Annotated in this window: 21 protein-coding genes, 2 pseudogenes and 2 riboswitches; of the genes and pseudogenes, 8 read left to right on the top strand and 15 right to left on the bottom strand. The window is 68.0% G+C overall.

Annotation, left to right across the window (positions count from 1 at the left end; genetic code table 11):
* Together AC1DHD_RS04095 and AC1DHD_RS04090 are read left to right on the top strand one after the other, a co-directional pair.
* Positions 1-239, top strand: a pseudogene (locus AC1DHD_RS04095) (SGNH/GDSL hydrolase family protein); the annotation flags it as partial.
* 94 nt (positions 240-333) lie between these two features.
* Complete coding sequence (locus AC1DHD_RS04090) at positions 334-870, top strand: hypothetical protein (protein ID WP_476878470.1); 537 nt, start codon at positions 334-336, stop codon at positions 868-870.
* A 5-nt stretch (positions 871-875) separates the two neighbouring features.
* Here the strand turns inward: AC1DHD_RS04090 and AC1DHD_RS04085 are convergent, their stop codons facing one another.
* Both AC1DHD_RS04085 and mmsB read right to left on the bottom strand, forming a co-directional pair.
* A complete protein-coding gene (locus AC1DHD_RS04085; RefSeq protein WP_476878469.1) occupies positions 876-2,360 on the bottom strand; it encodes a CoA-acylating methylmalonate-semialdehyde dehydrogenase in 1,485 nt (494 codons plus the stop codon).
* A gap of 28 nt (positions 2,361-2,388) precedes the next feature.
* Positions 2,389-3,291: a 3-hydroxyisobutyrate dehydrogenase gene (gene mmsB / locus AC1DHD_RS04080; protein WP_476878468.1), complete on the bottom strand. Its 903-nt coding sequence runs from the start codon at positions 3,289-3,291 to the stop codon at positions 2,389-2,391.
* A 147-nt stretch (positions 3,292-3,438) separates the two neighbouring features.
* On the opposite strand from mmsB, the gene AC1DHD_RS04075 reads away from it, so the two are divergent.
* Positions 3,439-4,383 carry a LysR family transcriptional regulator gene (locus AC1DHD_RS04075; RefSeq protein WP_476878467.1) on the top strand — a complete coding sequence of 315 codons (945 nt, stop codon included), beginning with the start codon at positions 3,439-3,441 and terminating at the stop codon, positions 4,381-4,383.
* A 27-nt stretch (positions 4,384-4,410) separates the two neighbouring features.
* On the opposite strand, the gene AC1DHD_RS04070 is transcribed toward AC1DHD_RS04075, so the two are convergent.
* Positions 4,411-5,493 carry a DUF1648 domain-containing protein gene (locus AC1DHD_RS04070; RefSeq protein WP_476878466.1) on the bottom strand — a complete coding sequence of 361 codons (1,083 nt, stop codon included), beginning with the start codon at positions 5,491-5,493 and terminating at the stop codon, positions 4,411-4,413.
* A complete protein-coding gene (locus AC1DHD_RS04065; RefSeq protein ID WP_476878465.1) occupies positions 5,490-5,879 on the bottom strand; it encodes a GntR family transcriptional regulator in 390 nt (129 codons plus the stop codon). The genes AC1DHD_RS04070 and AC1DHD_RS04065 overlap by 4 nt, the downstream gene beginning before the upstream one ends.
* Positions 5,880-6,002: 123 nt before the next feature.
* On the opposite strand from AC1DHD_RS04065, the gene AC1DHD_RS04060 reads away from it, so the two are divergent.
* Together AC1DHD_RS04060 and AC1DHD_RS04055 are read left to right on the top strand one after the other, a co-directional pair.
* On the top strand, positions 6,003-6,284 hold the full coding sequence (locus AC1DHD_RS04060; RefSeq protein WP_476878464.1) for a hypothetical protein: 282 nt from the start codon (positions 6,003-6,005) through the stop codon (positions 6,282-6,284).
* Positions 6,285-6,294: 10 nt separating this feature from the next.
* A complete protein-coding gene (locus AC1DHD_RS04055) occupies positions 6,295-7,554 on the top strand; it encodes a phophatidylserine decarboxylase associated domain-containing protein (RefSeq protein ID WP_476878463.1) in 1,260 nt (419 codons plus the stop codon).
* A gap of 85 nt (positions 7,555-7,639) precedes the next feature.
* Here the strand turns inward: AC1DHD_RS04055 and AC1DHD_RS04050 are convergent, their stop codons facing one another.
* From AC1DHD_RS04050 to AC1DHD_RS04040, 3 genes are all read right to left on the bottom strand, one after another.
* Positions 7,640-9,022: an MFS transporter gene (locus tag AC1DHD_RS04050; RefSeq protein WP_476878462.1), complete on the bottom strand. Its 1,383-nt coding sequence runs from the start codon at positions 9,020-9,022 to the stop codon at positions 7,640-7,642.
* A 171-nt stretch (positions 9,023-9,193) separates the two neighbouring features.
* Entirely contained in the window at positions 9,194-10,366 is a 1,173-nt protein-coding gene (metX, locus tag AC1DHD_RS04045) for a homoserine O-acetyltransferase MetX (RefSeq protein ID WP_476878461.1), read from the bottom strand.
* Between the two features lie 11 nt (positions 10,367-10,377).
* Positions 10,378-10,493, bottom strand: a riboswitch (SAM riboswitch).
* A gap of 83 nt (positions 10,494-10,576) precedes the next feature.
* The gene (locus AC1DHD_RS04040; RefSeq protein WP_476878460.1) at positions 10,577-11,893 is read right to left on the bottom strand and encodes a bifunctional o-acetylhomoserine/o-acetylserine sulfhydrylase; all 1,317 of its coding nucleotides are present in this window, start codon (positions 11,891-11,893) and stop codon (positions 10,577-10,579) included.
* A 60-nt stretch (positions 11,894-11,953) separates the two neighbouring features.
* Positions 11,954-12,069: riboswitch (SAM riboswitch) on the bottom strand.
* A 151-nt stretch (positions 12,070-12,220) separates the two neighbouring features.
* On the opposite strand from AC1DHD_RS04040, the gene AC1DHD_RS04035 reads away from it, so the two are divergent.
* A complete protein-coding gene (locus AC1DHD_RS04035) occupies positions 12,221-12,859 on the top strand; it encodes a VOC family protein (protein ID WP_476878459.1) in 639 nt (212 codons plus the stop codon).
* 104 nt (positions 12,860-12,963) lie between these two features.
* On the opposite strand, the gene AC1DHD_RS04030 is transcribed toward AC1DHD_RS04035, so the two are convergent.
* Positions 12,964-13,977, bottom strand: coding sequence for an isopenicillin N synthase family dioxygenase (locus tag AC1DHD_RS04030; RefSeq protein ID WP_476878458.1), 1,014 nt, complete (start codon positions 13,975-13,977; stop codon positions 12,964-12,966).
* 150 nt (positions 13,978-14,127) lie between these two features.
* A complete protein-coding gene (locus tag AC1DHD_RS04025; protein WP_476878457.1) occupies positions 14,128-14,913 on the bottom strand; it encodes a CPBP family intramembrane glutamic endopeptidase in 786 nt (261 codons plus the stop codon).
* 80 nt (positions 14,914-14,993) lie between these two features.
* Here AC1DHD_RS04025 and AC1DHD_RS04020 point away from each other — a divergent pair, with 80 nt between their 5' ends.
* Positions 14,994-15,650 (top strand): histidine phosphatase family protein, encoded by a 657-nt coding sequence (locus tag AC1DHD_RS04020; protein WP_476878471.1) that lies wholly within the window; start codon positions 14,994-14,996, stop codon positions 15,648-15,650.
* Here the strand turns inward: AC1DHD_RS04020 and AC1DHD_RS04015 are convergent.
* The 5 genes from AC1DHD_RS04015 to tdh are packed head-to-tail and all read right to left on the bottom strand — an operon-like array spanning position 15,586 to position 21,781.
* A complete protein-coding gene (locus AC1DHD_RS04015) occupies positions 15,586-17,046 on the bottom strand; it encodes a phenylacetate--CoA ligase family protein (protein WP_476878456.1) in 1,461 nt (486 codons plus the stop codon). The two genes, AC1DHD_RS04020 and AC1DHD_RS04015, sit on opposite strands and share 65 nt — an antisense overlap.
* Positions 17,047-17,071: 25 nt before the next feature.
* The gene (hutI, locus tag AC1DHD_RS04010; RefSeq protein WP_476878455.1) at positions 17,072-18,283 is read right to left on the bottom strand and encodes an imidazolonepropionase; all 1,212 of its coding nucleotides are present in this window, start codon (positions 18,281-18,283) and stop codon (positions 17,072-17,074) included.
* Positions 18,284-18,294: 11 nt separating this feature from the next.
* The gene (locus AC1DHD_RS04005) at positions 18,295-19,410 is read right to left on the bottom strand and encodes an NAD(P)/FAD-dependent oxidoreductase (RefSeq protein ID WP_476878454.1); all 1,116 of its coding nucleotides are present in this window, start codon (positions 19,408-19,410) and stop codon (positions 18,295-18,297) included.
* 52 nt (positions 19,411-19,462) lie between these two features.
* Positions 19,463-20,677, bottom strand: a complete 1,215-nt coding sequence (locus tag AC1DHD_RS04000; RefSeq protein ID WP_476878453.1) for a glycine C-acetyltransferase — start codon at positions 20,675-20,677, stop codon at positions 19,463-19,465.
* A gap of 57 nt (positions 20,678-20,734) precedes the next feature.
* The gene (gene tdh / locus AC1DHD_RS03995; protein ID WP_476878452.1) at positions 20,735-21,781 is read right to left on the bottom strand and encodes an L-threonine 3-dehydrogenase; all 1,047 of its coding nucleotides are present in this window, start codon (positions 21,779-21,781) and stop codon (positions 20,735-20,737) included.
* A 142-nt stretch (positions 21,782-21,923) separates the two neighbouring features.
* On the opposite strand from tdh, the gene AC1DHD_RS03990 reads away from it, so the two are divergent.
* Complete coding sequence (locus AC1DHD_RS03990; protein WP_476878451.1) at positions 21,924-22,829, top strand: LysR family transcriptional regulator; 906 nt, start codon at positions 21,924-21,926, stop codon at positions 22,827-22,829.
* A 26-nt stretch (positions 22,830-22,855) separates the two neighbouring features.
* Here the strand turns inward: AC1DHD_RS03990 and AC1DHD_RS03985 are convergent.
* Positions 22,856-23,330 (bottom strand): annotated as a pseudogene (locus AC1DHD_RS03985) (Asp-tRNA(Asn)/Glu-tRNA(Gln) amidotransferase subunit GatB); the annotation flags it as partial.

The raw sequence follows: 23,330 nt of genomic DNA, 5'->3' as shown, positions 1-23,330 counted from the left end.
CCCTGGAGCCGCTCTCCCCCAAGCCGCTGCCCCCGCGCACCTGGCGGGAGGCCCGGGCCGGTGACCTCATCTGGGCTCGCGAGCACTTTGTACCATGGGTGGTCCGCCGGCTCCGGCACCGCTCGTCCGGGGACGGCATCACGGCCAAACGGCCGCTGGCCGGGCCCGTCTTCGGCCCGGGAGTTCCGCTCGGTTCGGGCGAGGGGCCTCCCGGCGCCGAGGAGGCCCTCCGGTCCTGATCCGGCCGGATGCCAGGGTGCCGCCGGTCCCGAGGGCACCGGCGGCACCCTCTGCGCGTTAAGCTGAAGGACCACCCCTGAAAGGAACGGTGCCGTGTTCACCCTCATCTGGATCGCCATCCTGGCGACGGTCATCATGTTCGCGCTGCGCCGGTACCGGGCGTCCGGGCGCGGGCAGAACGGCAGCGCACCGGGCGGGCTCCCGGGCCAGCCTTTTGGCGGCTTCCCGGGAAGTCAACCCGGCCAGCAGAGCAACCAGCCCCGGGACGGTTTCACCCAGCGCGACTACTACGGCGGATTCGGCCAGCTCGGCGCCCCGCAGCCGCCGTCGAACCAGCCGCCCGCGAACCAGCAGTACCCCGTCCCGTACGAGGACAGCCCGGAGTACCTGAATAACCCGCCGCAGCCTGCGCCGCCGCAGTGGCAGCCTCCGGCCCAGCAGTGGCAGCCCCCTGCACCGGAACAGCACCAGCGCCCGGCCGCGCCGGAGGCTCCCCCGGTACCCGAGGTGCCGTCCGGGCAGCAGGGTTTCCGCGCCCGCAAGCTCGCCGAGCTGGACCAGAAGTACAGCAACGGCGAGCTCGCRATGGAGGACTACATGGCCCAGCGCGCGGAGATCRTGAAGGGCTGACCTGCCTAGTCGACCTGCGGGAAGCCGAGGTCGATCACGGAGGTCGAGGGATCCGGCCACCGGGTGGTGACCACCTTGCCGCGGGTGTAGAACCGGATGCTCTCCGGGCCGTACATGTGGGTGTCGCCGAACAGCGAGCTCTTCCAGCCGCCGAAGGAGAAGGTGCCCACCGGGACCGGGATCGGCACATTGACGCCCACCATGCCGGCCTCGACGTCGAACTCGAACTGCCGGGCGGCACCGCCGTCGCGCGTGAATATCGCCACGCCGTTGCCGAATTCGTTGTCGTTGACCAGCTTGACGGCGTCGGCGTACGTCTCGACGCGGACCACCGAGAGCACGGGACCGAAGATCTCGTCGTCGTAGACCTTCATGCCGGGCTTGACGTGGTCGATCAGGCTGACGCCGATGAAGAACCCGTGGGAGTCGAACTCCTGGGCGCGGCCGTCCACCACCACGGAGGCACCCTCGTCGGCGGCGCCGGCCACGTAGGAGGCCACCTTGTCGCGGTGCTCGGCCGTGATGAGCGGACCCATCTGCGAGGCGGGGTCCGTGCCCGGACCGATCTTCAGCGTGGCCATCCGGGTCTTGATCGCCTCCACGAGATCGTCCGCGATGTTCCCGACGGCAACCAGGACGCTGACGGCCATGCAGCGTTCCCCGGCCGATCCGTACGCGGCGGAGACGGCGGCGTCGGCGGTCATGTCCAGGTCCGCGTCGGGAAGCACCACCATGTGGTTCTTAGCCCCGCCGAGGGCCTGGACCCGCTTGCCGTGGTCGGCGGCGCGCTTGTAGATCGACTGGGCGATCGGTGTTGAACCAACAAAGCTGACGGCCTTCACGTCCGGGTGTTCCAGGAGCACATCCACTGCTTCTTTGTCCCCGTGCACCACGTTGAGCACACCGGCCGGCAGCCCGGCCTCGGCGAAGACCTGGGCGATGAAGATCGCCGAGGACGGATCCTTTTCGCTCGGCTTAAGCAGTACGGTGTTCCCGCAGGCCAGTGCGCTGCCGATCATCCACAGCGGCACCATGGCCGGGAAGTTGAACGGCGTGATGCAGGCGACGACGCCGACGGGCTGGCGGACGGAGTGGACGTCCACCCCGCTGGAGACCTGCTCGGAACGTTCGCCCTTGAGCATGTGGGACAGGCCGGTGGCGAACTCGATGTTCTCCAGGCCGCGGGTGATCTCCCCCTCGGCGTCGGAGAGGACCTTGCCGTGCTCGCTGGTCAGCAGCGCCGCCAGCTCCGGCCGGCGCTGCATCAGCAGCTCACGGACTTTGAAGAAAATGGTGGTGCGCTTGGCCAGGCTTGTGGCGCGCCAGCCGGGCAGGGCGGCGCGGGCGGCGGCGATGGCCTCTTCGACGCGTGCCGCCGAGGCCAGGGCCACTTCCTTTTCCTGCTCGCCGGTGGCCGGATTGAACACGGGGCCGAAGCGATCGGCGTCGGAGACGAGGTTGCCGTCGATGAAGTGTGGAATGCGTTCCATGGGGATCTCTTTCTGGAGGTTCTTGGGGCTACTTGGCGGACTCGAACGAGCCGTCGACGAGCTTGACGATGGCGGAGCAGTCCGTGCCGGACTGGCCGGAGTCGATGAGCCGCTGGAAGAGCTGCTGGACGTGTTCGCCGATTTCCAGCGGGGTACCGGTGTCCTTGGCTGCGCTGATGGCCAATCCGATGTCCTTGTTGGCAAGCTCAGCCGTGAACGTCGGGGCGAAGTCGTTGTTGGAGGCCGCCGTGGGCACGACGCCGGCTACCGGGTACCAGGTGCGCAGCGCCCAGCTGTCGCCCGAGGAGACCGAGGCGATGTCCCAGAAGACCTGTTTGTCCAGGCCCAGCCGGTCCGCGAGCACAGCACCCTCGGCCGTGGAGGCGAGGTTGATGAACAGCATCAGGTTGTTGCAGATCTTGGCGGCCTGGCCGGTGGTGGCTCCGCCGGTGGGGATGATGTTGGCGGCCATCGGCCGGATGTATTCGGTGGCGTCGGCGACGGCGCCGGCCTCGCCGCCGATCATAAAGGTCAGGGTGGCGGCCTTCGCCCCGCTCATGCCGCCGGAGACGGGGGCGTCGACGAAGCGGAAGCCGGCTGCTGCGGCGGCGTCGTGCAGGGCCTGGGCGGACGCGATATCGATCGTCGAGGAGTCCACCAGCAGGGTCCGGGTGTCCGCGTGGGCGAGCACTCCGTCCTCGCCCAGGTACACGGCCCGGGCGTGCTCGCCCTTGGGCAGCATGGTGAAGACGACGTCGGCGCCCTGCACCGCCTCGGCGATGCTGCCGGCGGCCTTGACTCCCCCGGCCTCGGCGGCTGCCACGGCCTCGGGATTCAGGTCGAAACCGCGGACCTCGTTTCCGGCCTTTGCGAGGTTCACCGACATGAACCCGCCCATGTTTCCCAGTCCGATCCAGGCGACAACTGCCATGGCATAAGCTCCTTTGCTTTTGATGCGTCGTTTCATGCGTCGTGTGGTGGGCCGCGTGCAGGTGCGGCACCGCGTCCGCCGTAACGGTGGACGTTCTGTGTCAACCATCACACCCTGCTACAGTGCAAACAAGGGGAAAAAGTGAAGATGGCATGTGCATTGATGCACATCGACGAAAGGCGCCAGGTGGACTTGAAGCGGCTCCCGAGCCCGGATGACCTGTTGATCCTGCTGACTGTGGCCCGGCTGGGCCGGTTCAATGCCGTGGCGGAGACCCTTGGCACCACACACACCACCATTTCCCGCAGGATCCTCGCCCTGGACAAACAACTGGGCGGCCGGACCCTGGAGCGCAGCCCGCACGGCTGGGAGCTGACAGAACTGGGGTCGCAGGCGGTGGCTGCGGCCGAAGCCATCGAGGGGACGCTCGGGGCGCTGTCTGGCCGGATTGCCCGGACCGGGGACACGCTGTCCGGCCTGGTCAGGATCAGCACGCCGGACGGCTTCGGCGCCGAGTTCGTCACCCCCGCCCTGGTCCGGCTGCAGCAAGAGCATCCGCTACTGAACGTGGAGATGCTCAGCGCCACCCGGAAAGTCAGCCAGAACCGGTCCGGGGTGGACCTGGAAGTGGTGGTGGGCAACCTGGACGTCAGCAACGCTCAGACAATTTTCCTGGGCAACTATTTCCTCCGGCTCTACGCGAGCCCGCAGTACGAGCATGAGCACGGGCTGCCGGCGACCCTTGACGACGTCCGGCAGCACGGCTTCGTCTCCTATGTCGAGTCCGCCTTGCAGGTCGCCGAGCTGGGCCACCGGTCCACGCAGCTGCCGATGCCACGCTCGAGCTTCCAGGCCACCAGCATCTTCGCCCAGATAGAGGCCGTGCGGCGTGCTGCCGGGATTGGGCTGCTGCCCAATTTCCTCGTCGTGGGCAAACCCGGGTTCGTGCCGGTCCTGCCCGACGACTTCCAGCGGCAGCTGCCAATCTGGGCGGTGGCGCGGGCCGAGTCGCTGCGCTCCGCGGCGGTCCAGGCGGTGCTGGCAGCCGTCCGGGCCGAGATCGCGGAGCGCCAGGACGTACTGACGGGTTGAAACAGGGTCGATGGAAGTCCGCGGCTGTCAGCTGCCGAGACGCAGGACGACCACCAGGCTGATCAGCCCCACAACCCCGGCCAGCAGCATCGCCGCCCGGGGATTGCCAAAGTTCAGGGTCCATCCCAGGCCGAACCGGCGCGGGACCAGCAGTTTCTGGTCGTCACGGTTGATGTAGAACAATCCACCGCGCCAGTACCGGTCGTCGTCGACGTGGGTCAGGCCGGTGCTTTCCCCGCCTCCGCCCCGCTCCCGGTTATTCCTGGCCAACACCACGATGGTGGCGGCAACGGCGGCCAGGATCGGCACGGCCACCACCAGCGGCGCCCAGGGTGTGACGGTCCCGGTCCACATCAGCAGCGATGATCCCAGCAGCGCGAGGTCGATCATCGCCACCAGCCCGAGCAGCGACTTGGCGCCCAGCGACATGTAACGCCGGGACCAGCGCGCGGAGCCTTGAGGCTGCGCCGGATCGAGGTCCGGCCGGCTGTGCACGATGGCCGCCGCCATTCCCCCGAGCAGCGCAGTCAGGCCGGCCTGCACAAACACGAGGGAGAACGCTGCGCCGACCGACTTGACCACCACCCGGTTGGGCGCACCGTTGGGGCCGTAGTGCACCGCGAGCACCTCCGGCATCGACGGATAGCTGGCCACCCCGATGACCACCGTAGCGACGGTGATGATCGCCGCGGGGGCCAGCCAGAGCCAGGGGAACCGGGGCGGATCGGTCAGCAACCCGGTGTCCACCGCGATGCCTTGATGCAGGCCCTGGTACCAGCCGCCGGCAGCCTTCGCGGCCCGGATCTGCTGGTTGGCCAGGAAGAAGCACCCGTACCAGGCCCCGACGAGCACCAGCACAGACAAGGGCAGCAGTAACGCGTCACCGCTCGCGGTATAGATGCCGACGCCGGCTCCGGCGACGACCAGCCCGCTGATGAGTACCCGCCACCGGTAAAGGCGGGCCTGCCGGGTTACTATCCGATCCCCCGAATGTTGGGCCGGCACACGCACCCCGAACGGCACGATCGGGCTCGTAACCGAGGGCAGCACCAGGGCCAGGAGGAGCACCAGCCCAAGCAACACTAGGCTCAGAATTATGGCGGCACTCATGGCTTGTCCTCTCGCGGTGTTGCAAATGACCCGAGCACGGACCGGCAGGCCTGGAGGACCTCGTCGGCCGGTAAACCTCTCGCTACGGCCTCGGCCAAAAGGGTGCGGGCCCTCGCCGTCCACTCTGCGGGGAAGKGTGGGGCCGCAACCGCCGTTGTCACCACGGCGCCCGTCTTGCGGTTCAGGCGGATCAAACCCTCCTGGCGCAGGAGGTCGTAGGCCTTGTTCACAGTGTGAAAGTTGATCCCGAAATCCGCGGCGAGCGTCCGGGTGGCCGGCAACGAACTGCCCTCGGTCAACACTCCATCGGCGATCGCTTCCACGATCTGGTTCCGCAACTGCTGGTAGATCGGCACGTCGCCGGACAGGTCCACGTTGAGGATCATGCACGCCACCTCCCGCCTTGTTATACACGTTATAGAACAAAGAGCGGGTGGTGGCAATACCGGCCCGGCTCCGGGCCATCGGAGCTCTGTTCCGACTGCCCGACAGGGCCGGAGAGCGCTAGATTGTGGACATGGGACAAAATTCCGCACAGCCCCACGGTGTGCTCGCTGATCGACTCCTCGGGCTCGCGGAGTTCAAACACGGGCGCTGCGGCCACCGTGTACCTGCTCCGGTCCGTCAATCCGAAACTGTTCTTCAGCCCGCGTCCGCTCAGCGAAATGCGCCGCAAACCCCTGCTGCGGCGCTGGTACAGGGTCAATGCCCTCAGGCTCGCCGCCAGCGGCGTTGCCCTGGCCGCCGTCCATCAGGCACGAGTCATCCGAATCACCAGCCGGCCCGAGTAGGCTCGCCCCTATGACTATCAACTCTTCTTCCAACAGTGTCCGGCGGCCGGGCGGCTGGTTGCCCGAGCATCAGGACGAACTCGAGGACTGGATCGCGGGCCACCGGGAAAGAGTGGAGGCGAGGGGGGACGATATTCCCCTGCACCCCGTAATCGTCGAGTTCCAAGAGCTCATAGCCAGCGATCCGGTTGTCCGTCTCTACATGACCGAGATGATCGAGCAGGTTCCAAAGTCCAAGCCCTACAGGAAACGGCACCTCACGAGCGTTGACCAGATGCTCCGGCTGATCAATGAGGTCCTGACGATGGCTCCCGAGTTCAGCGAAGGCGGGATGGTCACCACTCCGTTGACCGCAATCCTGGACTGGACCATGGGAACCGAGGCCGGATTCGCGGCCCACCGCGATCCCCGGATCGTGGCCATGTTCCGCAAAGTCCTGGACGCCTGGTGTGAGTTCCTGACCAGCGAGGACTCGCTGTACGTGTTGAATACCTCACCGTCCGGGTGGATGTCGGAGAAGGCACGGCAGGTTGTCGGTATGGACGACTACCAGCACGACGCCCTCGCCGAGCACTGGGGCTTCACGTCGTGGAACGACTTCTTTGCGCGCCGTCTCACTGCAACCTCCCGGCCGGTCGCGGCACCGGAGGACGACAAGGTGATTGTCAGCGCATGCGAGTCGACGCCCTACAAGATCAGCTCCGATGTCCAGCGCCAGAGCCGGTTCTGGGTTAAGAACCAGCCCTACTCACTCGATGACCTGCTCGCCCGGGACGAATCTGTGGACCAGTTTGTCGGCGGGACGGTGTACCAGGCGTTCCTTAGCGCGCTGAACTATCACCGCTGGCACTCCCCCGTCGCTGGAACGATTGTGCGGGCGTACCTCAAGGACGGCACGTACTTCTCCGAAGCGGAATCCGAGGGGGCGGACGCCGTCGACCCGACCGTTTCGCAGTCCTACCTGGCCCACGTCGCAGCCCGGGCGATCATCCTGATCCAGGCGGACGACCCCGTTATTGGGCTCATGGCGGTGATTCCCGTGGGCATGATTGAGGTCTCGTCCTGCGTCATCGATCCGGAGATCGTCCCGGGCCACCATGTGGAGAAGGGCGACGAGCTCGGGTACTTCCAGTTCGGCGGTTCCACGGAGTGCCTCGTTTTCCGGCCCGGGGTCATCGACCAGTTTGCCCTGGCCGCTATCCCCCAGCCGCAGGATCCGAAAGCACCCCTGGTACGGGTCCGCTCGAAGCTTGCAACCGCCAGGTCCTAAGGGCAACACGACGGCAGCCCCCGATGCCCGCGCTGCGGGGTCGGGGGCTGCTGTCTTTTTGTTAGTGCGGTCAGTAGCTTTCCGGCTACCGCTTGCCTGCAGCGAGCAGGTCGGCCGTGCCCTGGGCGTCAGCGGCGTCGACGTCGTGCAGGGAGATGCCGCGGGTTTCCTTCAGGAAGAAGACCGCGACGGCGGTGACGGCGCAGGCGATGAGCAGGTAGATGGCCACCGGGACGGAGGACTTGTACTGGCTCAGGAGTGCGACGGCGATGATCGGAGCCAGCGAACCGGCCACGATCGAGGTCACCTGGTAGCCGAGCGAGACGCCGGAGTAGCGCATGCGCGTCGGGAACATCTCGGCCATGATGGCGGGCTGCCCGGCGTACATCAGGGCGTGGAAGAGCAGGCCGATGATGACGGCGGCGAGGATCATGAAGTCATTGCCGGTGTCCATCATCGGGAAGGAGAAGAAGCCCCAGGTCGCGCCCAGGACGGCGCCGGCCATGTAGACCGGCTTGCGGCCGAAGCGGTCGGAGAGCCGGCCCACCACAGGAACCACGGCGAAGTGGATGGCGTGCGCCACCAGCAGCAGCAGCAGGATCCGTGCCGTGTCGGCGTGGACCACGGTCTTCAGGTACGTGATGGAGAAGGTGACCACCAGGTAGTAGAGAATGTTTTCCGCGAAGCGCAGGCCCATGGCGGTGAACACGCCGCGGGGGTAGCGGCGGAAGACTTCGGCGACGCCGTAGCCCTTGTTTTCCGCGAGGACTTCCTTGCGTGCCTCGACGAAGATCGGGGCGTCCTGGACCTTGGTGCGGATGTAGTAGCCGATGACGACGATCACGGCGGAGAGCCAGAAGGCGACGCGCCAGCCCCAGCCCAGGAAGTCGGCGGAGGAGAGCGTGGAGGACAGGATGAACAGCACGGCGGTGGCCAGCAGGTTGCCCATGGGAACGGCCGACTGCGGCCAGCTGGCCCAGAAGCCGCGGGACTTGCTCGGGCTGTGCTCGGCCACGAGGAGGACGGCGCCGCCCCATTCGCCGCCGACGGCGAAGCCCTGGGCGAAGCGCAGGAAGACCAGGAGGGCCGGTGCCCAGTAGCCGATCTGCGCGAAGCTGGGCAGGCAGCCCATSAGGAAGGTSGARACGCCSACCAGGASGATGCTSASCTGSAGCAGCTGCTTGCGGCCGAACTTGTCRCCGAAGTGGCCRAAGACGATGCCRCCGATSGGGCGGGCSACGAAKCCSACSGCGTAGGTCAGGAASGCGGCGAGAATGCCGTCCAGATCCGACCCGGAGTTGGGGAAGAACATCTTGCCGAACACCAGGGTGGCGGCGGAGGCGTAGAGGAAGAACTCATACCACTCCACCACCGTCCCTGCCATTGAGGCGGTGACGACCTTCTTTAGCCCGGACGTCTTGACGTCCGGTTCCTCTGCGCGCCGTGCGGCGGCGTTTTCCGTACTCATGCGAACTCCTTCGGCGTCATCTTCGACACCCTGTGGACCATTAAGTTGACAACGCGTGTGTGAGTTGGGACACACGGCGTCATTCTCCACGAGTATGGTCCCGGAACGCGGCAGGCTCAACAACTAATCGCGCAGAGGGCGTCTGCAAAAATGCACACGCTGAAGGGTGGGCTACGCGAAGAAGTCGCTCCGGAGCCGGTCCCCGAGCTGGCCGATCTCGGTCAGGAAGCCGTCGTGGCCGATCGGGGCCTCGATGACATGCAGCGGCACGTCCCCCGGCAGGGCCTCGGCGAGTTCCCGGGACTGGGCCGGGAAGTACAGCCGGTCCGAGTCCACGGCGGCCACGAAGAAGGCTGCCGTGGCGCGGGAAACGGCCTGCTCCAGGCTTCCCCGGCCGCGGGTGACGTCGTGGCTCATCAGCGCCTCCGTGATGGCGATATAGCTGTTGGCGTCGAAGCGGCGCACCAGCTTGTTGCCCTGGTGGTCCAGGTAGCTCTCAACCTGGTAGCGGCCGCGGCCAGCCAGCGACCCTGCGCCGAGCGGGGCCTCGGCGGCCTGGGCGTTCCGCCCGAAGCGCCCGTCGAGCTCGGCCGCGGAGCGGTAGGTGATGTGCGCGATCCGCCGGGCCAGCGCCAGGCCGGCGTCGGGCTCCGGACCGCCGTAGTAGTCCCCGCCCTTGAAGTTGGGGTCCTGCCGGATGGCCAGGGTCTGGGCCTGAGCGAAAGCGATCTGCTCGGCGGTGCTGCTGGCACCGACGGAAATCACGGCGCACCGACGCACCCGTTCCGGGTAGCTGACCGCCCATTCGAGTGCCCTGGCACCGCCGAGCGAACCGCCCAGCACGGCGTACCAGCTGTCGATCCCGAGAGCGTCGGCGAGCCGGGCCTCGGCCGCTGTGCTGTCCCGGAGGGTGACCAGCGGAAACCGCGAGCCCCAGGGCCGCCCGTCCGGCGCGGCGGTGGAGGGCCCGGTGGAGCCGTAGCAGCCGCCGAGGATGTTGATGGAGACGACGAAGTACTTGTCCGTGTCCACCGGCGCCCCGGGGCCGGCCAGCTGCTCCCACCACCCCGGTTCGGCCCCGGCGCCGCGGGTGACATGGGTGTCGCCGGTGAGGGCGTGCTGGATCAGCACCGCATTGGATGCGTCCGCATTGAGCGTCCCCCACGATTCGTAGGCGAGGGTGACGTCGGGAAGGGTGGCCCCGGATTCAAGGACCAGCGACCCCACCTGCACGAGCTGCACAGTGCCATCCGGGACAGTGCCATCCGGGTCAGCGCCGGCCGGTACAGCGCTGGCGGAGGATTGGTTTTCGGGTACACTCGTGCGGGTGACGGCAATCGTCATGTGAGGACCTAACTTCGCGCTTGCCCGCCGTCAGCTGACCGGCAGGCCAGGTCTTCACCCGGGGCACCCCGCCGCAGAAGGAGRGTTGCCGGCCAGCAAGCCGGGGCTGTCACTGGCACTCATGACCTGCCTTGATTCTACGAAAGCCGGCGGCGCCAGCGCGAAGATTGTGACGGCTGTGTGACAGCCAGACCCCGGCGCCGCCGCCCCTCAGGCGTCCTTCGCGGCCCGGAAACCGGCGTCGAGGTCGGCGAGGATGTCGTCGATGTGCTCGAGGCCCACCGAGAGCCGGACCAGCCCGGGATTGACGCCGGCCACCGCCTGCTGCTCCGGCGAGAGCTGGCTGTGGGTGGTCGACGCCGGGTGGATGACCAGGGAACGCACGTCACCGATGTTCGCCACGTGGGAGTGCAGTTCCAGGGCATCGACGAACCGCTTGCCGGCCTCCGCTCCCCCGGCGAGGTTGAAGGCRACGACGGCGCCGGTTCCCTTCGGCCCGTACTTGCGGCCGCGCTCGAACCAGGGGCTGGACGGCAGCCCGGCGTAGGCGACGGATTCGACGTCGTCCCTGGCCTCCAGCCATTCGGCCACGCGGGTGGCGTTGGCGACATGCCGCTCCACGCGCAGGCTCAGGGTTTCGATGCCCTGGGCGATCAGGAAGGCGTTGAACGGCGAGACGGCGGAGCCGAGATCGCGCAGCAGCTGGACGCGGGCCTTGAGGATATAGGACAGGTTCGCGCCCAGTGCCCCGTCCGCCCCCAGGTCCCGGGCGTAGACGAGGCCGTTGTAAGTGGGATCCGGGGTGTTGAAGCCCGGATAGCGGTCCGGGTCCTTGCCGAAGTCGAAGTTGCCGGAGTCGACGATCACGCCAGCGATCGCCGCACCGTGACCGCCGAGGTACTTGGTGGCCGAGTGGACCACAATGTCGGCACCCCATTCGATCGGACGGATCAGGTACGGCGTGGAAAGCGTGTTGTCCACGATCAGCGGGACGCCGGCCTGGTGGGCCACGTCCGCGATACCCTCGATGTCCAGCACGTCCTGGCGGGGGTTGGAGACCACCTCGCCGAAGAACAGTTTGGTATTCGGCCGCACGGCGTCCCGCCACTGGTCCAGATTGTCGGGGTCCTCGACGAAGGTTACTTCGATGCCGAACTTCTTCAGCGAGTGGGCCAGCAGGTTGTAAGTTCCGCCGTACAGGCTGGGACTGGCCACCACGTGGTCGCCTGCCTCGGCGATGTTGAGGATCGCGAAGGTCTCGGCGGCCTGGCCGGAACTGAGCAGGAGCGCCCCAAGGCCGCCTTCCAGGCTGGCCACCCGCTGTTCGACGGCGTCCTGGGTGGGGTTCCCGATCCGGGTGTAGATGGGCGCGAGTTCGGCGAGCGCGAAGCGGTTGGCGGCGCTTTCGGCGCTGGGGAAGACGAACGACGTCGTCTGGTAGATAGGCAGTGACCGGGCGCCGGTGGCAGCGTCCGGCTCCTGGCCGGCGTGGATCTGGCGGGTTTCAAAGGACCAGGCGTTGGACATCGGAGTGCTCCTTGTTACGGGCGCAGCCCGACTCCGGCCTCGGGGCCGGGACGGCGCTGGCAGCCGCGCTTGCCCGCCGGCGGGCGCCGGTGGGCCAGGTCTTCACCCGGGGCACCCCGCCGCGTTTGGAGGGTTGCCGGCCAGCAAGCCGGGGCTTGATGCTGGCGCTCATGACCTGGATTCAGTCTAGGAAGCGGTCCCGGCGGCAGGATAGGTTTGTGACGAAAATGAAGAACGACGGCGTGCGCAGGGCTCGGAAAAGGACATCCCACCTGGGTTAGGACACCCTAAGCTGAGAGCTCCATCACAAAGTGCCAAGATGATGGCATGCGCATGGATCACGTCTCTTACGCCTGTGAACAGGATGGCCTGGCTGCCACCACCGAACGTATCGCTTCGGCCCTTGGGGTCGAGGCCGTCAAGGGCGGAGTCCACCCCCGGTTCGGGACCCGCAACATGATCATTCCGCTCGCCGGGCACAAGTACCTTGAGGTCGTGGAGGTCCTGGACCACCCGGCGTCGGACAAGGCACCCTTCGGCCAGGCCGTCCGGGCACGCTCGGCGGCCGGCGGGGGCTGGATGGGCTGGTGCGTCGAGGTCGACGACCTCGGCCCGTTCGAGGAACGCCTGGGCCGCGCGGCCGTCAACGGCAACCGCAAGTTCCCTGACGGACGGGAACTGGTCTGGAAGCAGATCGGCATCCTCGGCCTGATCGCCGACCCGCAGGTGCCCTACATGCTCAAGTGGGAAGGCGATCCCGCGCTGCACCCGTCCAACGCCTACGAGAGCAGCGTCAAGATGTCTGCGCTCACCATCGCGGGTTCGGCCGAGCGGGTCACCGAGTGGCTGGGTGAACCGGTGGGCAAGCCGCTGGAGGACGTGGACGTGAACTGGCTGGCCCCGCACGGGACGCCTGGGATCCTCTCCGTCACGTTCGAAACGGATTCCGGCGCCGTCACTATCTGACGGTTTCCCCTACACTTCGGCCGCCAGCAGCGGGTGCCAATGATGCCACCCACCGCCGGCGGCCGAATTCCTTTAAGCCGCTGGTCCCGTCTGCTGGTCCCGTCTCAGGCCTTCAGCAGGTCCGGGTGGTGCACTTCCACCACGTTGGGGTGTGCCCGCAGCCGGTAGCGGAGGGCGTTGTCACCATAGGTCTCCAGGATCGGACTGTTGGTGGGGTCCACGGACAGTCCGCGGGCCTGGGCCTGGAATTCCGGGCTGACGGCCAGCCGGGGCATGGTGGCGTCCAGGGCCGGGTTATAGAAGAACGGCAGGGAGATCCGGTCGGTGCCGCGCAGGGGCGAAATCACCCGGTGCAGCGTGGCCTTGAGGTACCCGTTGGTGGCCAGCTCGAGCATCTCGCCGATGTTGACGACGAACGTGCCGGGCACCTGGGGCGCGTCGATCCATCTGCCCTGGTATTCGACCTGCAGGCCGCCCTTCCCGGGCTCGACCAGGAGCAGGGTCAGGACCCCGCCGTCGCGGTGGGATCCCACACCCTGCTTGGGCTCCGGATCGGACTCCCCCGGGTACCGCACTATCTTCAGCAGCGGGAAGGCCCGCGCGGCAAATGCGGCGTCGAAGGTGTCCTCGGGCGCTCCGAGCGAGACGGCGAGGGCCCGGAGCAGGGAAAGCGAAATTTCACTCAGGCGATCGGTCCATTCGGTCACAACCTCCTGCATGTCGGGCAGTCCGTCGGGCCACAGGTTGGGCCCCTCCAGCCGCCAGTAGTCGGCGACGCCGGGCCCGGGCTCCACGGCGTCGCGCTCAACGCCGATGTCGATCTGCTCGCGCCAGTCGACGGCGCCGTCGGTGATCTCGCCGCCCACGCGGGTGTAGCCGCGGAACTGCGGGCTGTGGACGTTCTCGATGGCGAGCTTCTGGTCCTCGGGGAGGGCAAAGAAGCGCCGGGAGACGTCCAGCATGGCATCGGTGAGTTCCTGGGGGACGCCGTGGCCGGAGAGGTAGATGAAGCCGACCTCGCGCATGGCATCGCGCAAATCGTTCCGGAACCGTGCGGCCTCTTCGGGGCCCGCAGCCAGAAGCGAGAAATCCAAAATGGGCAATGATTCAAGCGACAAGATGACCTAGTCCTTTGCAGCGTATTTAGCAAGCCGAAGCCTGGAATAGCTCCAATGTTACGGACTGGGGCCCTGTCCTGATGAGTCCTGTGTCGAAATAAGACATTTTCCGCCCACAGGCCGGAACCCCGGCGGGGTGACCCTGCTGACTCAGCCCAGGCCGATGGCTTTCCCGAAGAGGCTGAACCCGACGAATGCGACGATGTCGAGCAGCGCGTGGGCGATCACGAGCGGCATTACCCGCCGTGTCCGCGTGTAGATGAGGGCGAATATGACGCCCATGACCGCGTTGCCAATGAAGGGGCCGAAGCCCTGGTACAGGTGGTAGCTGCCGCGGAGCATGGAGCTGGCGAAGATGGCCAGCGGCATACTCCAGCCGAACTTTCCGAACCGGTCCAGCAGGTACCCCACCACAATCACTTCCTCCACGATGCCGTGCCGGATCGCGGAGAGGATCAGGACCGGCACGGTCCACCAGTAGGAGTCGAGCGCGCTGGGGATGATCGCCGTCGTAATGCCCAAAGCCCGGCCGGCGGCGTAGAGCCCCAGCGACGGGACGCCGATGAGGGCGAAGAGCCCGATGCCGTGCAGCAGGTCCTTGCCCGGGCGGGCGAAATTGAAGCCCAGCTTCCGGAACGCCGACGTGCCGGTGCTCCCGGCCCCGGCGGCCGCGACCGTTGGCCGGAGCTCGGTCAGGAAATAGATCACCAGGGCAACCGGCACCAGGGCGAAGATGATGTCCAGGAGCTGATACGTGAGGTCGAAATATTCCCGGCTGCTCTGCGACCGGTTCAGCGTGGATGTGCCCTGGGCCAGCGGCGCCCGGGTCAGCTTGTCCAGCAGCTGCACCACCGAGTACACCGCCGACTGCCCCAGGGACAGGCCCAGGACAATCCAGACTTCGAGCCGCAGCCGGCGGCGGGAGGGAACCAACATGCTCCTATCTTGCCTGCCGTTGCCGGGAGTTGGCTGCACGCGCCTATGCTAGGCCTGTGAGTGCGCCCGGGAAAATCATCATGATCCGGCATGGCCAGTCTGCCGCCAACGCCGACACCTCGATCTATAACCGGGTGCCCGATTACCGGATCCCGCTGACCGAGCTCGGCGTGGAGCAGGCAGTGGCTGCGGGCGGGCAGCTGCGGCACCAGCTGGACGGGCAGAAGGTCTGCGTCTACGTCTCCCCCTACCTGCGGGCCTACCAGACCCTGGAGGCGCTGCGCCTCGGTTCCCTGGTGGAACGCGTGATCGAGGAGCCGCGGCTGCGGGAGCAGGACTGGGCCAACTTCCAGATCGCCGGCGACATCGAGGACCAGAAAGAGCTCCGCAACGCGTACGGGCACTTCTTCTACCGGTTCCGGGAGGGTGAATCCGGCTCGGACGTCTACGACCGGATCTCCTCGTTCATGGAGACGCTGTACCGGCACTGGTCCAAGCCCACGTACGCGCCGAACGCCCTGTTCGTCACCCACGGCCTGACCATGCGGCTGTTCTGCATGCGCTGGTTCCACTGGTCAGTGGAGTACTTCGAGTCCTTGAACAACCCGGACAACGCCGAGATCAGGACCCTGCTGCGCACCGGGGCGGGCAAGTACGAGCTCGACAAGCCGTTCAGCCAGTGGGAGGACCGCCGGGTGGATGAGACCGTGCTGGACGCTCCCCCGATGGTCTTTTAGGCACGACGGCGGTTTTCAGCCCGATGACCTGGTGGAACTTTCCGCTTGGCCCGTGCTGCTCCGGCGGCTCGTCCGCCTGGACCAGCGCCACGTCGGGCAGGCCCTGGCCAGCCAGGAACGCGGCAAGCTTCGCCGTGACATCCTGCCACACCGGCTCCGGCGCGGCACCCGGTTCGAGCAGCAGCCGCACCCGGAGGGACTCCGGACCGGTCTGCACCAGCTGGCAGCGGTGCACACCCGGGGCATCATCGATAGGGGTGGTGATGGCCAGCGGCAGGACGCTGACCGTGCGGCCGCCGGCATCCGCGAAGTGCAGGACGTCGTCGCGCCGGCCGGCCACCCGGATGGCGGGCAGCGGGTTGCCGCAGCTGCAGGGGCCGGGCCTGGCGACCACCGAGTCGCCGAGGTCGTAGCGGATCAGCGGCTGGACGCGGTTGGCGAGGTTGGTCAGCAGCACCGTGTGGGAGGCCTCCCCCGGCGGCGTGGGCCGGTAGTCTCTGTCCACCGGTTCCAGGATCACCCAGTCGCTGTTGACATGCAGCCAGCCGGCGGGACAGTCCAGCGCGATGGGGCTGAATTCGGAGGCGGCATAGACGTTGTGGACCCGGGCACCCAGCGACGCGGCCAGCCGCTCCGGCTCCCCGGCGGACTCCCCGCTGAACTCCACGAGGACCGGATTAATGCGCAGCCGGCCGGCGTCCTGTTCCGCGGCGAGCAGTTCCAGGGCACTGGGGTAGCCCACCAGGAGGGCGGGGTTGAAGTCGTTGAGGGACTGTACCAGTTGCTGCAGCGGCTGCTGCACCGGGAACAGGCGGAAGGCCCGGCGTCGGCCCCGGCTGCGGCGGCGTTCGGCCTCCAGCCAGACGGCGCCGGCGAAATGGCCGCCGGTACCCACTACGACGGCGGTGCGGACGCCGCGGCGCAGCACCCGGAGCAGCAGCGGGAGGAGGCCGCGACGGCCCGCGGTGCTCGCCAGCGCGCGGACGCCCTGCGCCCGGTAACACGCTACGGCCGCGGGGTCGTGCACAAACAGTCCCGGGTGTCCGGTGGTTCCCGAGCTGGTGCAGGCCAGGTACTGACCGCGGTAGAGGCTGCCCACCAGGGCCGGATCGGCGACGAAGGCTTCCAGGCCGGCCCGGGTGATGGCGGGGTCGGTCACCCAGTCGTCGAAGCGGGACATCAGCTGCTGCTTGGTGACCGGTGGCAGGTCACCAAGTGCGGCGTCCCCGGCCGGGAGGCCGCGGTACAGCTCCCGGTAGTACGGCGAGCACGTCCTGGCGTGCCGGACCAGGGCGTTGAGCCGGGTGTCGCGGCGCCGGGCCAGCGCTTGCGGTCCGCCGCGGGTGGCCCGCAGCAGATCGAGCATGATGCCCAGCTCCCTCGCGAACCCGGCCATGGGGTGCCTCCTGTGTGCTGGTGCGTCAGCGGGCGCGGACTCCGGCTCGCCAGACCGCGTGGGTGAGCGGCATGCCCGGCCGGTAGGCCAGGTGGGTGGCGGAGGGGGCGTTGAGCAGGTGCAGGTCTGCCCGGTGCCCGACCGCGAGGGAACCGACCGCACGCTGGCCGTCGGCGTCGTTTCCGGACTCCCGGCCCAGGGCCAGCGCCCCGCCGTAGGTGGCCGCCCGGACGGCCTCGTGCACGCTGAGCCGCATCTGCAACACGGCGGTGGTCACGCAAAATGCCATTGAGCTCGTGTATGACGTTCCGGGGTTGCAGTTGGAGGCGAGGGCCAGCTGGACCCCGGCGTCGAGCAGTTCCCGTCCGGGGGCCAGCGGCTGCCGGGTGGACAGGTCGCAGGCCGGCAGGCAGGTTGCGACGGTGCCGCGGCGGCCGGCGCCGGCAGCCGGGTCCCAGCCGGACCAGCTGCCGGCCAGGGCGTCGATGTCCGTTCCGGAGAGGTAGTTCACGTGGTCCACACTCGAGGCCCCGAACTCGACCGCCAGGCGCACCCCCGGGCCCTCGCCGAGCTGGTTGCCGTGTACCCGCAGGCCGAGCCCGGCTTCCCGGGCGGCTTGGAGGACCCGACGGGACTGCTCCTCGGTGAAGGCACCCTGCTCGCAAAAGACGTCGGCCCAGCGCACGTACGGCCGGACCGCGGCAAGCATGGGACCGCAGACCAGGTCCGTGTACTCGTCCGCGTCCATCCCGTCCGGGACCAGGTGCGCGCCCAGGTACGTCACCTCGTCCGCGACGGTCGAGGCGATCCGGGCGCTGCGGGCCTCGTTGTCCGCGTCCAGGCCATACCCGGTTTTGGTCTCGAGGTAGGTGGTGCCCTGGGCGACGGCTTCGGCGACGCGGCCCAGCGCCAGCCGGGTGAGGTCGAAGTCGCCGGTGCTCCGGGTGGCGCCGGTGGTGACGGCAATGCCGCCGGCGCTGTAGCTTTCCCCCGCCATCCGCGCCTCGAACTCCGCCGTCCGGTCGCCGGCGAACACCAGGTGGGTGTGCGAATCCACCCAGCCGGGCAGCAGGGCACGGCCACCGGCGTCGACGGCGTCGTCGGCCGCCGGGGCGTCGGCGGCGGCGCCGAGCCAGGCGATCCGTTCGCCGTCGATGACGAGGGCTGCGTCCGCCAGGACCCGGTGCTCCGCGTCCTGGGTCATCAGTTCGGCGATGTTGGTGATGAGGGTGCTCATGGGTCCATTCTTCAGGCCCGGATGGACATCCGCGTCGCGGCCAGCGCCGCGGCCGTCCGGGATGCCGGACTGTCGGCCGGAAGCGGCTGCGCCGAGCCCTGCCCGGCGAGGATCAGGGCAGCCGCCACCTCGGCGATGCCGGAGGAGGTCTGGAAACCGTAGCCGCCCTGGCCGGCGAGCCAGAAGAAGCCGGCGGCCTCGGCGTCGAACCCCACAACGGGCACGCCGTCCGAGGCCTCGGTCCGCAGCCCGGTCCAGGCCCGGCTCACTGCCCCGATCCCCATGGTGGTGAGGGCGTTGAGCCTGGCGATCAGGGCCTCGACGTCGCCGGGGTAGGGCCGGGCGTCCTCGGGGCCGCTGGGCACGGTTTCGGACGGGGAGATCAGCACCTGCCGCCGCCCGTCGGGCCGGAAGTAGAAGCTGCCCGCAGAGGCGACCATGGGGCATCCCGGCGGGAGGGGGTGTTCGACGTCGACAATGGCCGCGGTGCGGCGGTACGGCTGGAGTCCGAGCTTCTCGACGCCGCTGAGCACGGCGAGTTCATCCGCCCAGGCACCGGCGGCGTTGACGACGACGGCGGCCTCCAGGCCTTCCTGTCCGGCCCCAAGCTCCCAGCCGGTTCCCAACCGCTGGGCCGAGTGGACGCGTGCGCCGGTGATGATGTCCACGCCGCCCTCCACCGCGCGCTCCCGGTGGTCTTCCAGCAGCAGGGACGCGTTACAGGCGAAGGATCCAGAATCCAGTCCGGCCGCCTCGAAGGTGTCGGGCTTGAGGGCCGGGCAGATCTCGAGGGCCTCGTCATGGCTGATCCGGTGYATGAACCCGCTGGCCTGCTGCTGCACGGACGCCTCGTCACCGATCAGCATAAACCGGCGCGGGGAAAGCACCGGTTCGGGCCGGGTGCCTTCCTTGGTGCCCATGAGCTCCAGCGTGCGCATGGTGAGTTCCTGCACCACGGGCGGGCCGTAGCTGGGGATCAGCTGCCGGGCCGAGCGCGCCGAGGTGTGGTACCCCAGCGACTGCTCGGCCTCGACCAGGGCCACGGTGCACTGGCCGGCGAGGGCGGAGGCCAGGGACAGGCCGGCGATGCCGCCGCCCACGATCACAACATCGTATGTAGCTGACATGCCTCCATCCTTGCACCCGTCCGGAGGTCACGTCAGTACTTTTTTACCGGCCCTAGGAGGCCGCGGCCACCGTTTCGCGGCTGCGGACGAACGCCTGGACGCAGCGTTCGACGTCGTCGGTGCTGTGCGCGGCGGAAAGCTGCACGCGGATGCGGGCTGCTCCCTTGGGCACCACGGGGTAGCTGAAGGCAGTGACGAAGACGCCGTTGGCGAGCATCGCGTCGGCCACCTTGGCTGCCATAACGGCGTCGCCGAACATCACGGGGACGATCGCGTGCTCGCCGTCGAGCAGGTCGAAGCCTTCCTCGGCCATGCGGCGGCGGAAGAGTTCGGCGTTGGCGAACAGCTTGCCGCGCAGTTCTCCGGAGTTCTCCACGAGGTCCAGTGCCTTCAGGGTGGCGGCGACAATCGCCGGGGCCAGGGAGTTGGAGAACAGGTAGGGGCGGGCCTTCTGGCGGAGCATGGCGATGACTTCGGCGCGGCCGGAGACGTAGCCGCCGGAGGCACCGCCAAGGGCCTTGCCGAACGTGCCGGTGTAGATGTCCACGCGGTCCGACACACCGGCGTGTTCCGGGGTGCCTGCACCGGTGGGGCCCATAAAGCCAACAGCGTGGGAATCATCCACCATCACCAGGGCGTCGTACTTTTCGGCGAGGTCGCAGATCGCTTCGAGCGGGGCCAGGAAGCCGTCCATCGAGAAGACCCCGTCGGTGACGATGATCTTGCGTCGTGCGGGGTTCTCCTGCGTGGTGGCTTCGATCAGCCGGGCTTCCAGGTCCGCCATGTCCTGGTTGGCGTAGCGGAAGCGCTGGGCCTTGCACAGCCGGATGCCGTCGATGATGGAGGCGTGGTTCAGCGCGTCGGAGATGATGGCGTCCTCCGGGCCGAAGAGCGACTCGAAGACGCCGCCGTTGGCGTCGAAGCAGCTGGAGAAGAGGATGGTGTCCTCGGTACCCAGGAACGCCGACACCCGCTGTTCGAGGGCCAGGTGCAGGTCCTGGGTGCCGCAGATGAAGCGGACGCTGGCCATGCCGAAGCCACGCTCGTCCATGGCGTCCTTGGCGGCGGCGATGATCTCGGGGTGGTCCGCGAGGCCAAGGTAGTTGTTGGCGCAGAAGTTCAGCACGTCGGCGCTGCCCTGGCCGAGCTGGCCGGCTTTGATGTGGCTGGCCTGCGGCGAGTCGATGTGCCGTTCGGTCTTGAACAGGCCGGCGCCGCGGATCTCGTCGAGTTCGTGCCGCAGCTGGTCCTTGATGGCTGAATACATTGGTTGGGCTCCTCAGCAGGGGTGAAGTTTTTGTACGGTACCGGAAACGGACAGGACCTAGAAGCCGGTCCAGTCGAGGACGACTTTTCCGCCGACGCCGGCGCGGGCGATCTCGAAGCCCTTTTCCCAGTCGGCGGCGGGCAGGGTGTCCGTGACCACCGCGGAGATGTTGGCGTGCAGGACCGGGTTGGAGGAGAGCATGGCGCTCATGGCGTACCAGGTCTCGAACATCTCGCGGCCATAGATGCCCTTCATGGTCAGCATGTGGGTGACCACCTTGCCCCAGTCGATGTCGATGGACTGGCTGGGCAGCCCCAGCATCGCGATCCGGCCGCCGTGGTTCATGTTGTCGATCATCTCAGGCAGGGCCGTGGGGTGGCCGGACATTTCCATGCCGATGTCGAAGCCCTCGCGCATGCCCAGTTCGCGCTGGGCCTCCTTGACCCGCATCTTCGAGACGTCGATGGCGAGGTCGACGCCGAGCCGGCGGGCCAGCTCCAGGCGCGGGGCGGAGACGTCCGTAATGGCGATCTTCCGGGCCCCGGCGTGGCGGGCGACGGCGATTGCCATCAGGCCGATGGGGCCGGCGCCGGTGATGAGCACGTCCTCGCCCACCAGCGGGAAGCTCAGGGCGGTGTGGACGGCGTTGCCGAACGGGTCGAAGATCGCGCCCAGCTCGGGGGTCACGGAGGGGTCGTGGTGGACCCAGACGTTGGTCTCCGGGATGACGACGTACTCGGCAAACGCGCCGTCGCGCTGCACGCCGACGCTGACGGTGTTGATGCACATCTGCTTGCGGCCGGCGCGACAGTTACGGCAGATGCCGCAGACGATGTGGCCCTCGCCGGAGACCCGGTCGCCGACCTTGACGTCCATCACGTCCTCGCCGACCTCAACCACCTCGCCGTAGAACTCGTGGCCGGCGATCAGCGGCGCGTTGATGATGCCCTGCGCCCAGGCGTCCCAGGACTGGATGTGCAGGTCCGTGCCGCAGATGCCGGTGGTCATGACCCGGATCTTGACGTCACCGGCGCCGGTTTCCGGTTCCGGGCGGTCAACCAGTTCGAATCCCGCGTGGGCGCCGGACTTGTAGAGAGCCTTCATGGGCCTGCCTTACTGTGAATGGCCGGCCTGGGCGGCGGCGCGTGTGGGACAACTCACCTCATTAGACCCGCCCCAAAGCGTTAGCACAACCAGAATTTTCTCAATCGACGATTTAGTTTTACCTTGCGCATAGGATGGTGGGATGGAAATCCACCAGCTTGAAATGCTGCGCGAACTCGGCGCCCTGGGCAGCGTCAAAGCCGTCGCCGAGACCCTGCTGGTCACCCCGTCGGCGGTGTCGCAGCAGCTGGCCGCGCTGCAAAGGTCCGTTGAGGTCCCGCTGACCCGGAAGGAGGGCCGGAACCTCGTCCTGACCGAGGCCGGGCAGGTGCTCGCGGACGCCGGTGCGGCCGTGGTGAGCGCGATGGCTGATGCGCGGACGGCGATCGGCGCCTACCACGGCTCCCCGGTGGGGCCGGTCACGCTCAGCGGGTTCCACAGTGCCGGCCAGGCCCTGTTCGCGCCGCTGGCCAGGCTCCTGGCCGGTCCGGACCAGCCCAGGCTCCTGCTCTCCGACGAGGACGTCGCGCAGCAGGACTTCCCGGCCCTGACAGCACGTTATGACCTGGTCCTCGCGCACCGGATGGACCACAGCCCGCGCTGGCCGGAGGAACGGGTCGCGGTGATTCCGCTGGCTCACGAACCGCTGGACGTGGCCCTGCCCGCCGGGCACCGGCTGGCCCGGCAGCGGGCGGTGACCGCGGACGACGTCGTCGGCGAACCGTGGGTGACCAGCCACACCGGCTACTCCCCCGCGGACGTGCTCTCCGCGGTGGCCGCGGTTTCCAGCCGCGAGCTGAACATCGTGCACCGGATCAACGACTACTCCACGGTCGCGGCGCTGGTGGCCGCCGGCAGCGTGATCGGGTTGCTGCCGCGGCACACCGCCCGGCCGGTGCTGAACCCGGAGATTGTGCTCAAGCCGCTCGAGGGGATCAGCACCAGGCGCCGGATCGACATCCTGGCACGGCCGGAGAACCTTAAACGCGCATCGGTCATGATGGTCTGCGATGCACTGCAGACCATCATGACCGAGCTTGTTGCCTGACGTCCCGTTCCGGGGCGGCGGGGTGCTTAGCCTTCGACGCCCAGGCGCTCCAGGATCAGTTCCTTCACGCGGCCGGCGTCAGCCTGTCCGCGGGTGGCCTTCATAACGCCGCCAACGATTGCGCCGATGGCCTGCAGCTTGCCGGCGCGGATCTTGTCCGCGACGCCGGGCTGGGCGGCCAGGACCTGGTCGATGGCCTCAAGCAGCGGCCCGTCGTCGGAGACCACGGCCAGGCCGCGCTTTTCGACGATTTCCGCCGGGGTTCCCTCGCCGGCGAGCACGCCGTCCAGCACCTCGGAGGCCATTTTGTTGTTGATCTTGCCGTCCTCGACCATCGCGTTCAGTTCCACGATGGTGGCCGGGGCGACGCCGAGCTGGCCGGGGTCGACGTCGGCGTTCTTGGCACGGCCCACGATCTCGCCCATCCACCACTTACGCGCCACGGTGGCGGTGGCACCGGCGGCGATGGTCTCCTCGATTTCGTCGAGGACACCGGCGTTG

It is taken from the genome of Arthrobacter sp. 05L45_2, assembly GCF_056397525.1.
The sequence above is the reverse complement of the archived record's forward strand: the minus strand, read 5'-3'. Positions and strand labels throughout refer to the sequence as shown.

Excerpts from the sequence above, each read along its gene's own strand:
- metX (WP_476878461.1), bottom strand. The coding sequence starts at position 10,366 with ATGACGATTGCCGTCACCCGCACGAGTGTACCCGAAAACCAATCCTCC.
- AC1DHD_RS04025 (WP_476878457.1), bottom strand. The coding sequence starts at position 14,913 with ATGTTGGTTCCCTCCCGCCGCCGGCTGCGGCTCGAAGTCTGGATTGTC.
- mmsB (WP_476878468.1), bottom strand. The coding sequence starts at position 3,291 with ATGGCAGTTGTCGCCTGGATCGGACTGGGAAACATGGGCGGGTTCATG.
- AC1DHD_RS04000 (WP_476878453.1), bottom strand. The coding sequence starts at position 20,677 with ATGTATTCAGCCATCAAGGACCAGCTGCGGCACGAACTCGACGAGATC.
- AC1DHD_RS04085 (WP_476878469.1), bottom strand. The coding sequence starts at position 2,360 with ATGGAACGCATTCCACACTTCATCGACGGCAACCTCGTCTCCGACGCC.
- AC1DHD_RS04070 (WP_476878466.1), bottom strand. The coding sequence starts at position 5,493 with ATGAGTGCCGCCATAATTCTGAGCCTAGTGTTGCTTGGGCTGGTGCTC.
- AC1DHD_RS04075 (WP_476878467.1), top strand. The coding sequence starts at position 3,439 with ATGGCATGTGCATTGATGCACATCGACGAAAGGCGCCAGGTGGACTTG.
- AC1DHD_RS04015 (WP_476878456.1), bottom strand. The coding sequence starts at position 17,046 with ATGGCCGGGTTCGCGAGGGAGCTGGGCATCATGCTCGATCTGCTGCGG.
- tdh (WP_476878452.1), bottom strand. The coding sequence starts at position 21,781 with ATGAAGGCTCTCTACAAGTCCGGCGCCCACGCGGGATTCGAACTGGTT.
- AC1DHD_RS03990 (WP_476878451.1), top strand. The coding sequence starts at position 21,924 with ATGGAAATCCACCAGCTTGAAATGCTGCGCGAACTCGGCGCCCTGGGC.
- AC1DHD_RS04035 (WP_476878459.1), top strand. The coding sequence starts at position 12,221 with ATGCGCATGGATCACGTCTCTTACGCCTGTGAACAGGATGGCCTGGCT.
- AC1DHD_RS04020 (WP_476878471.1), top strand. The coding sequence starts at position 14,994 with ATGATCCGGCATGGCCAGTCTGCCGCCAACGCCGACACCTCGATCTAT.
- hutI (WP_476878455.1), bottom strand. The coding sequence starts at position 18,283 with ATGAGCACCCTCATCACCAACATCGCCGAACTGATGACCCAGGACGCG.
- AC1DHD_RS04055 (WP_476878463.1), top strand. The coding sequence starts at position 6,295 with ATGACTATCAACTCTTCTTCCAACAGTGTCCGGCGGCCGGGCGGCTGG.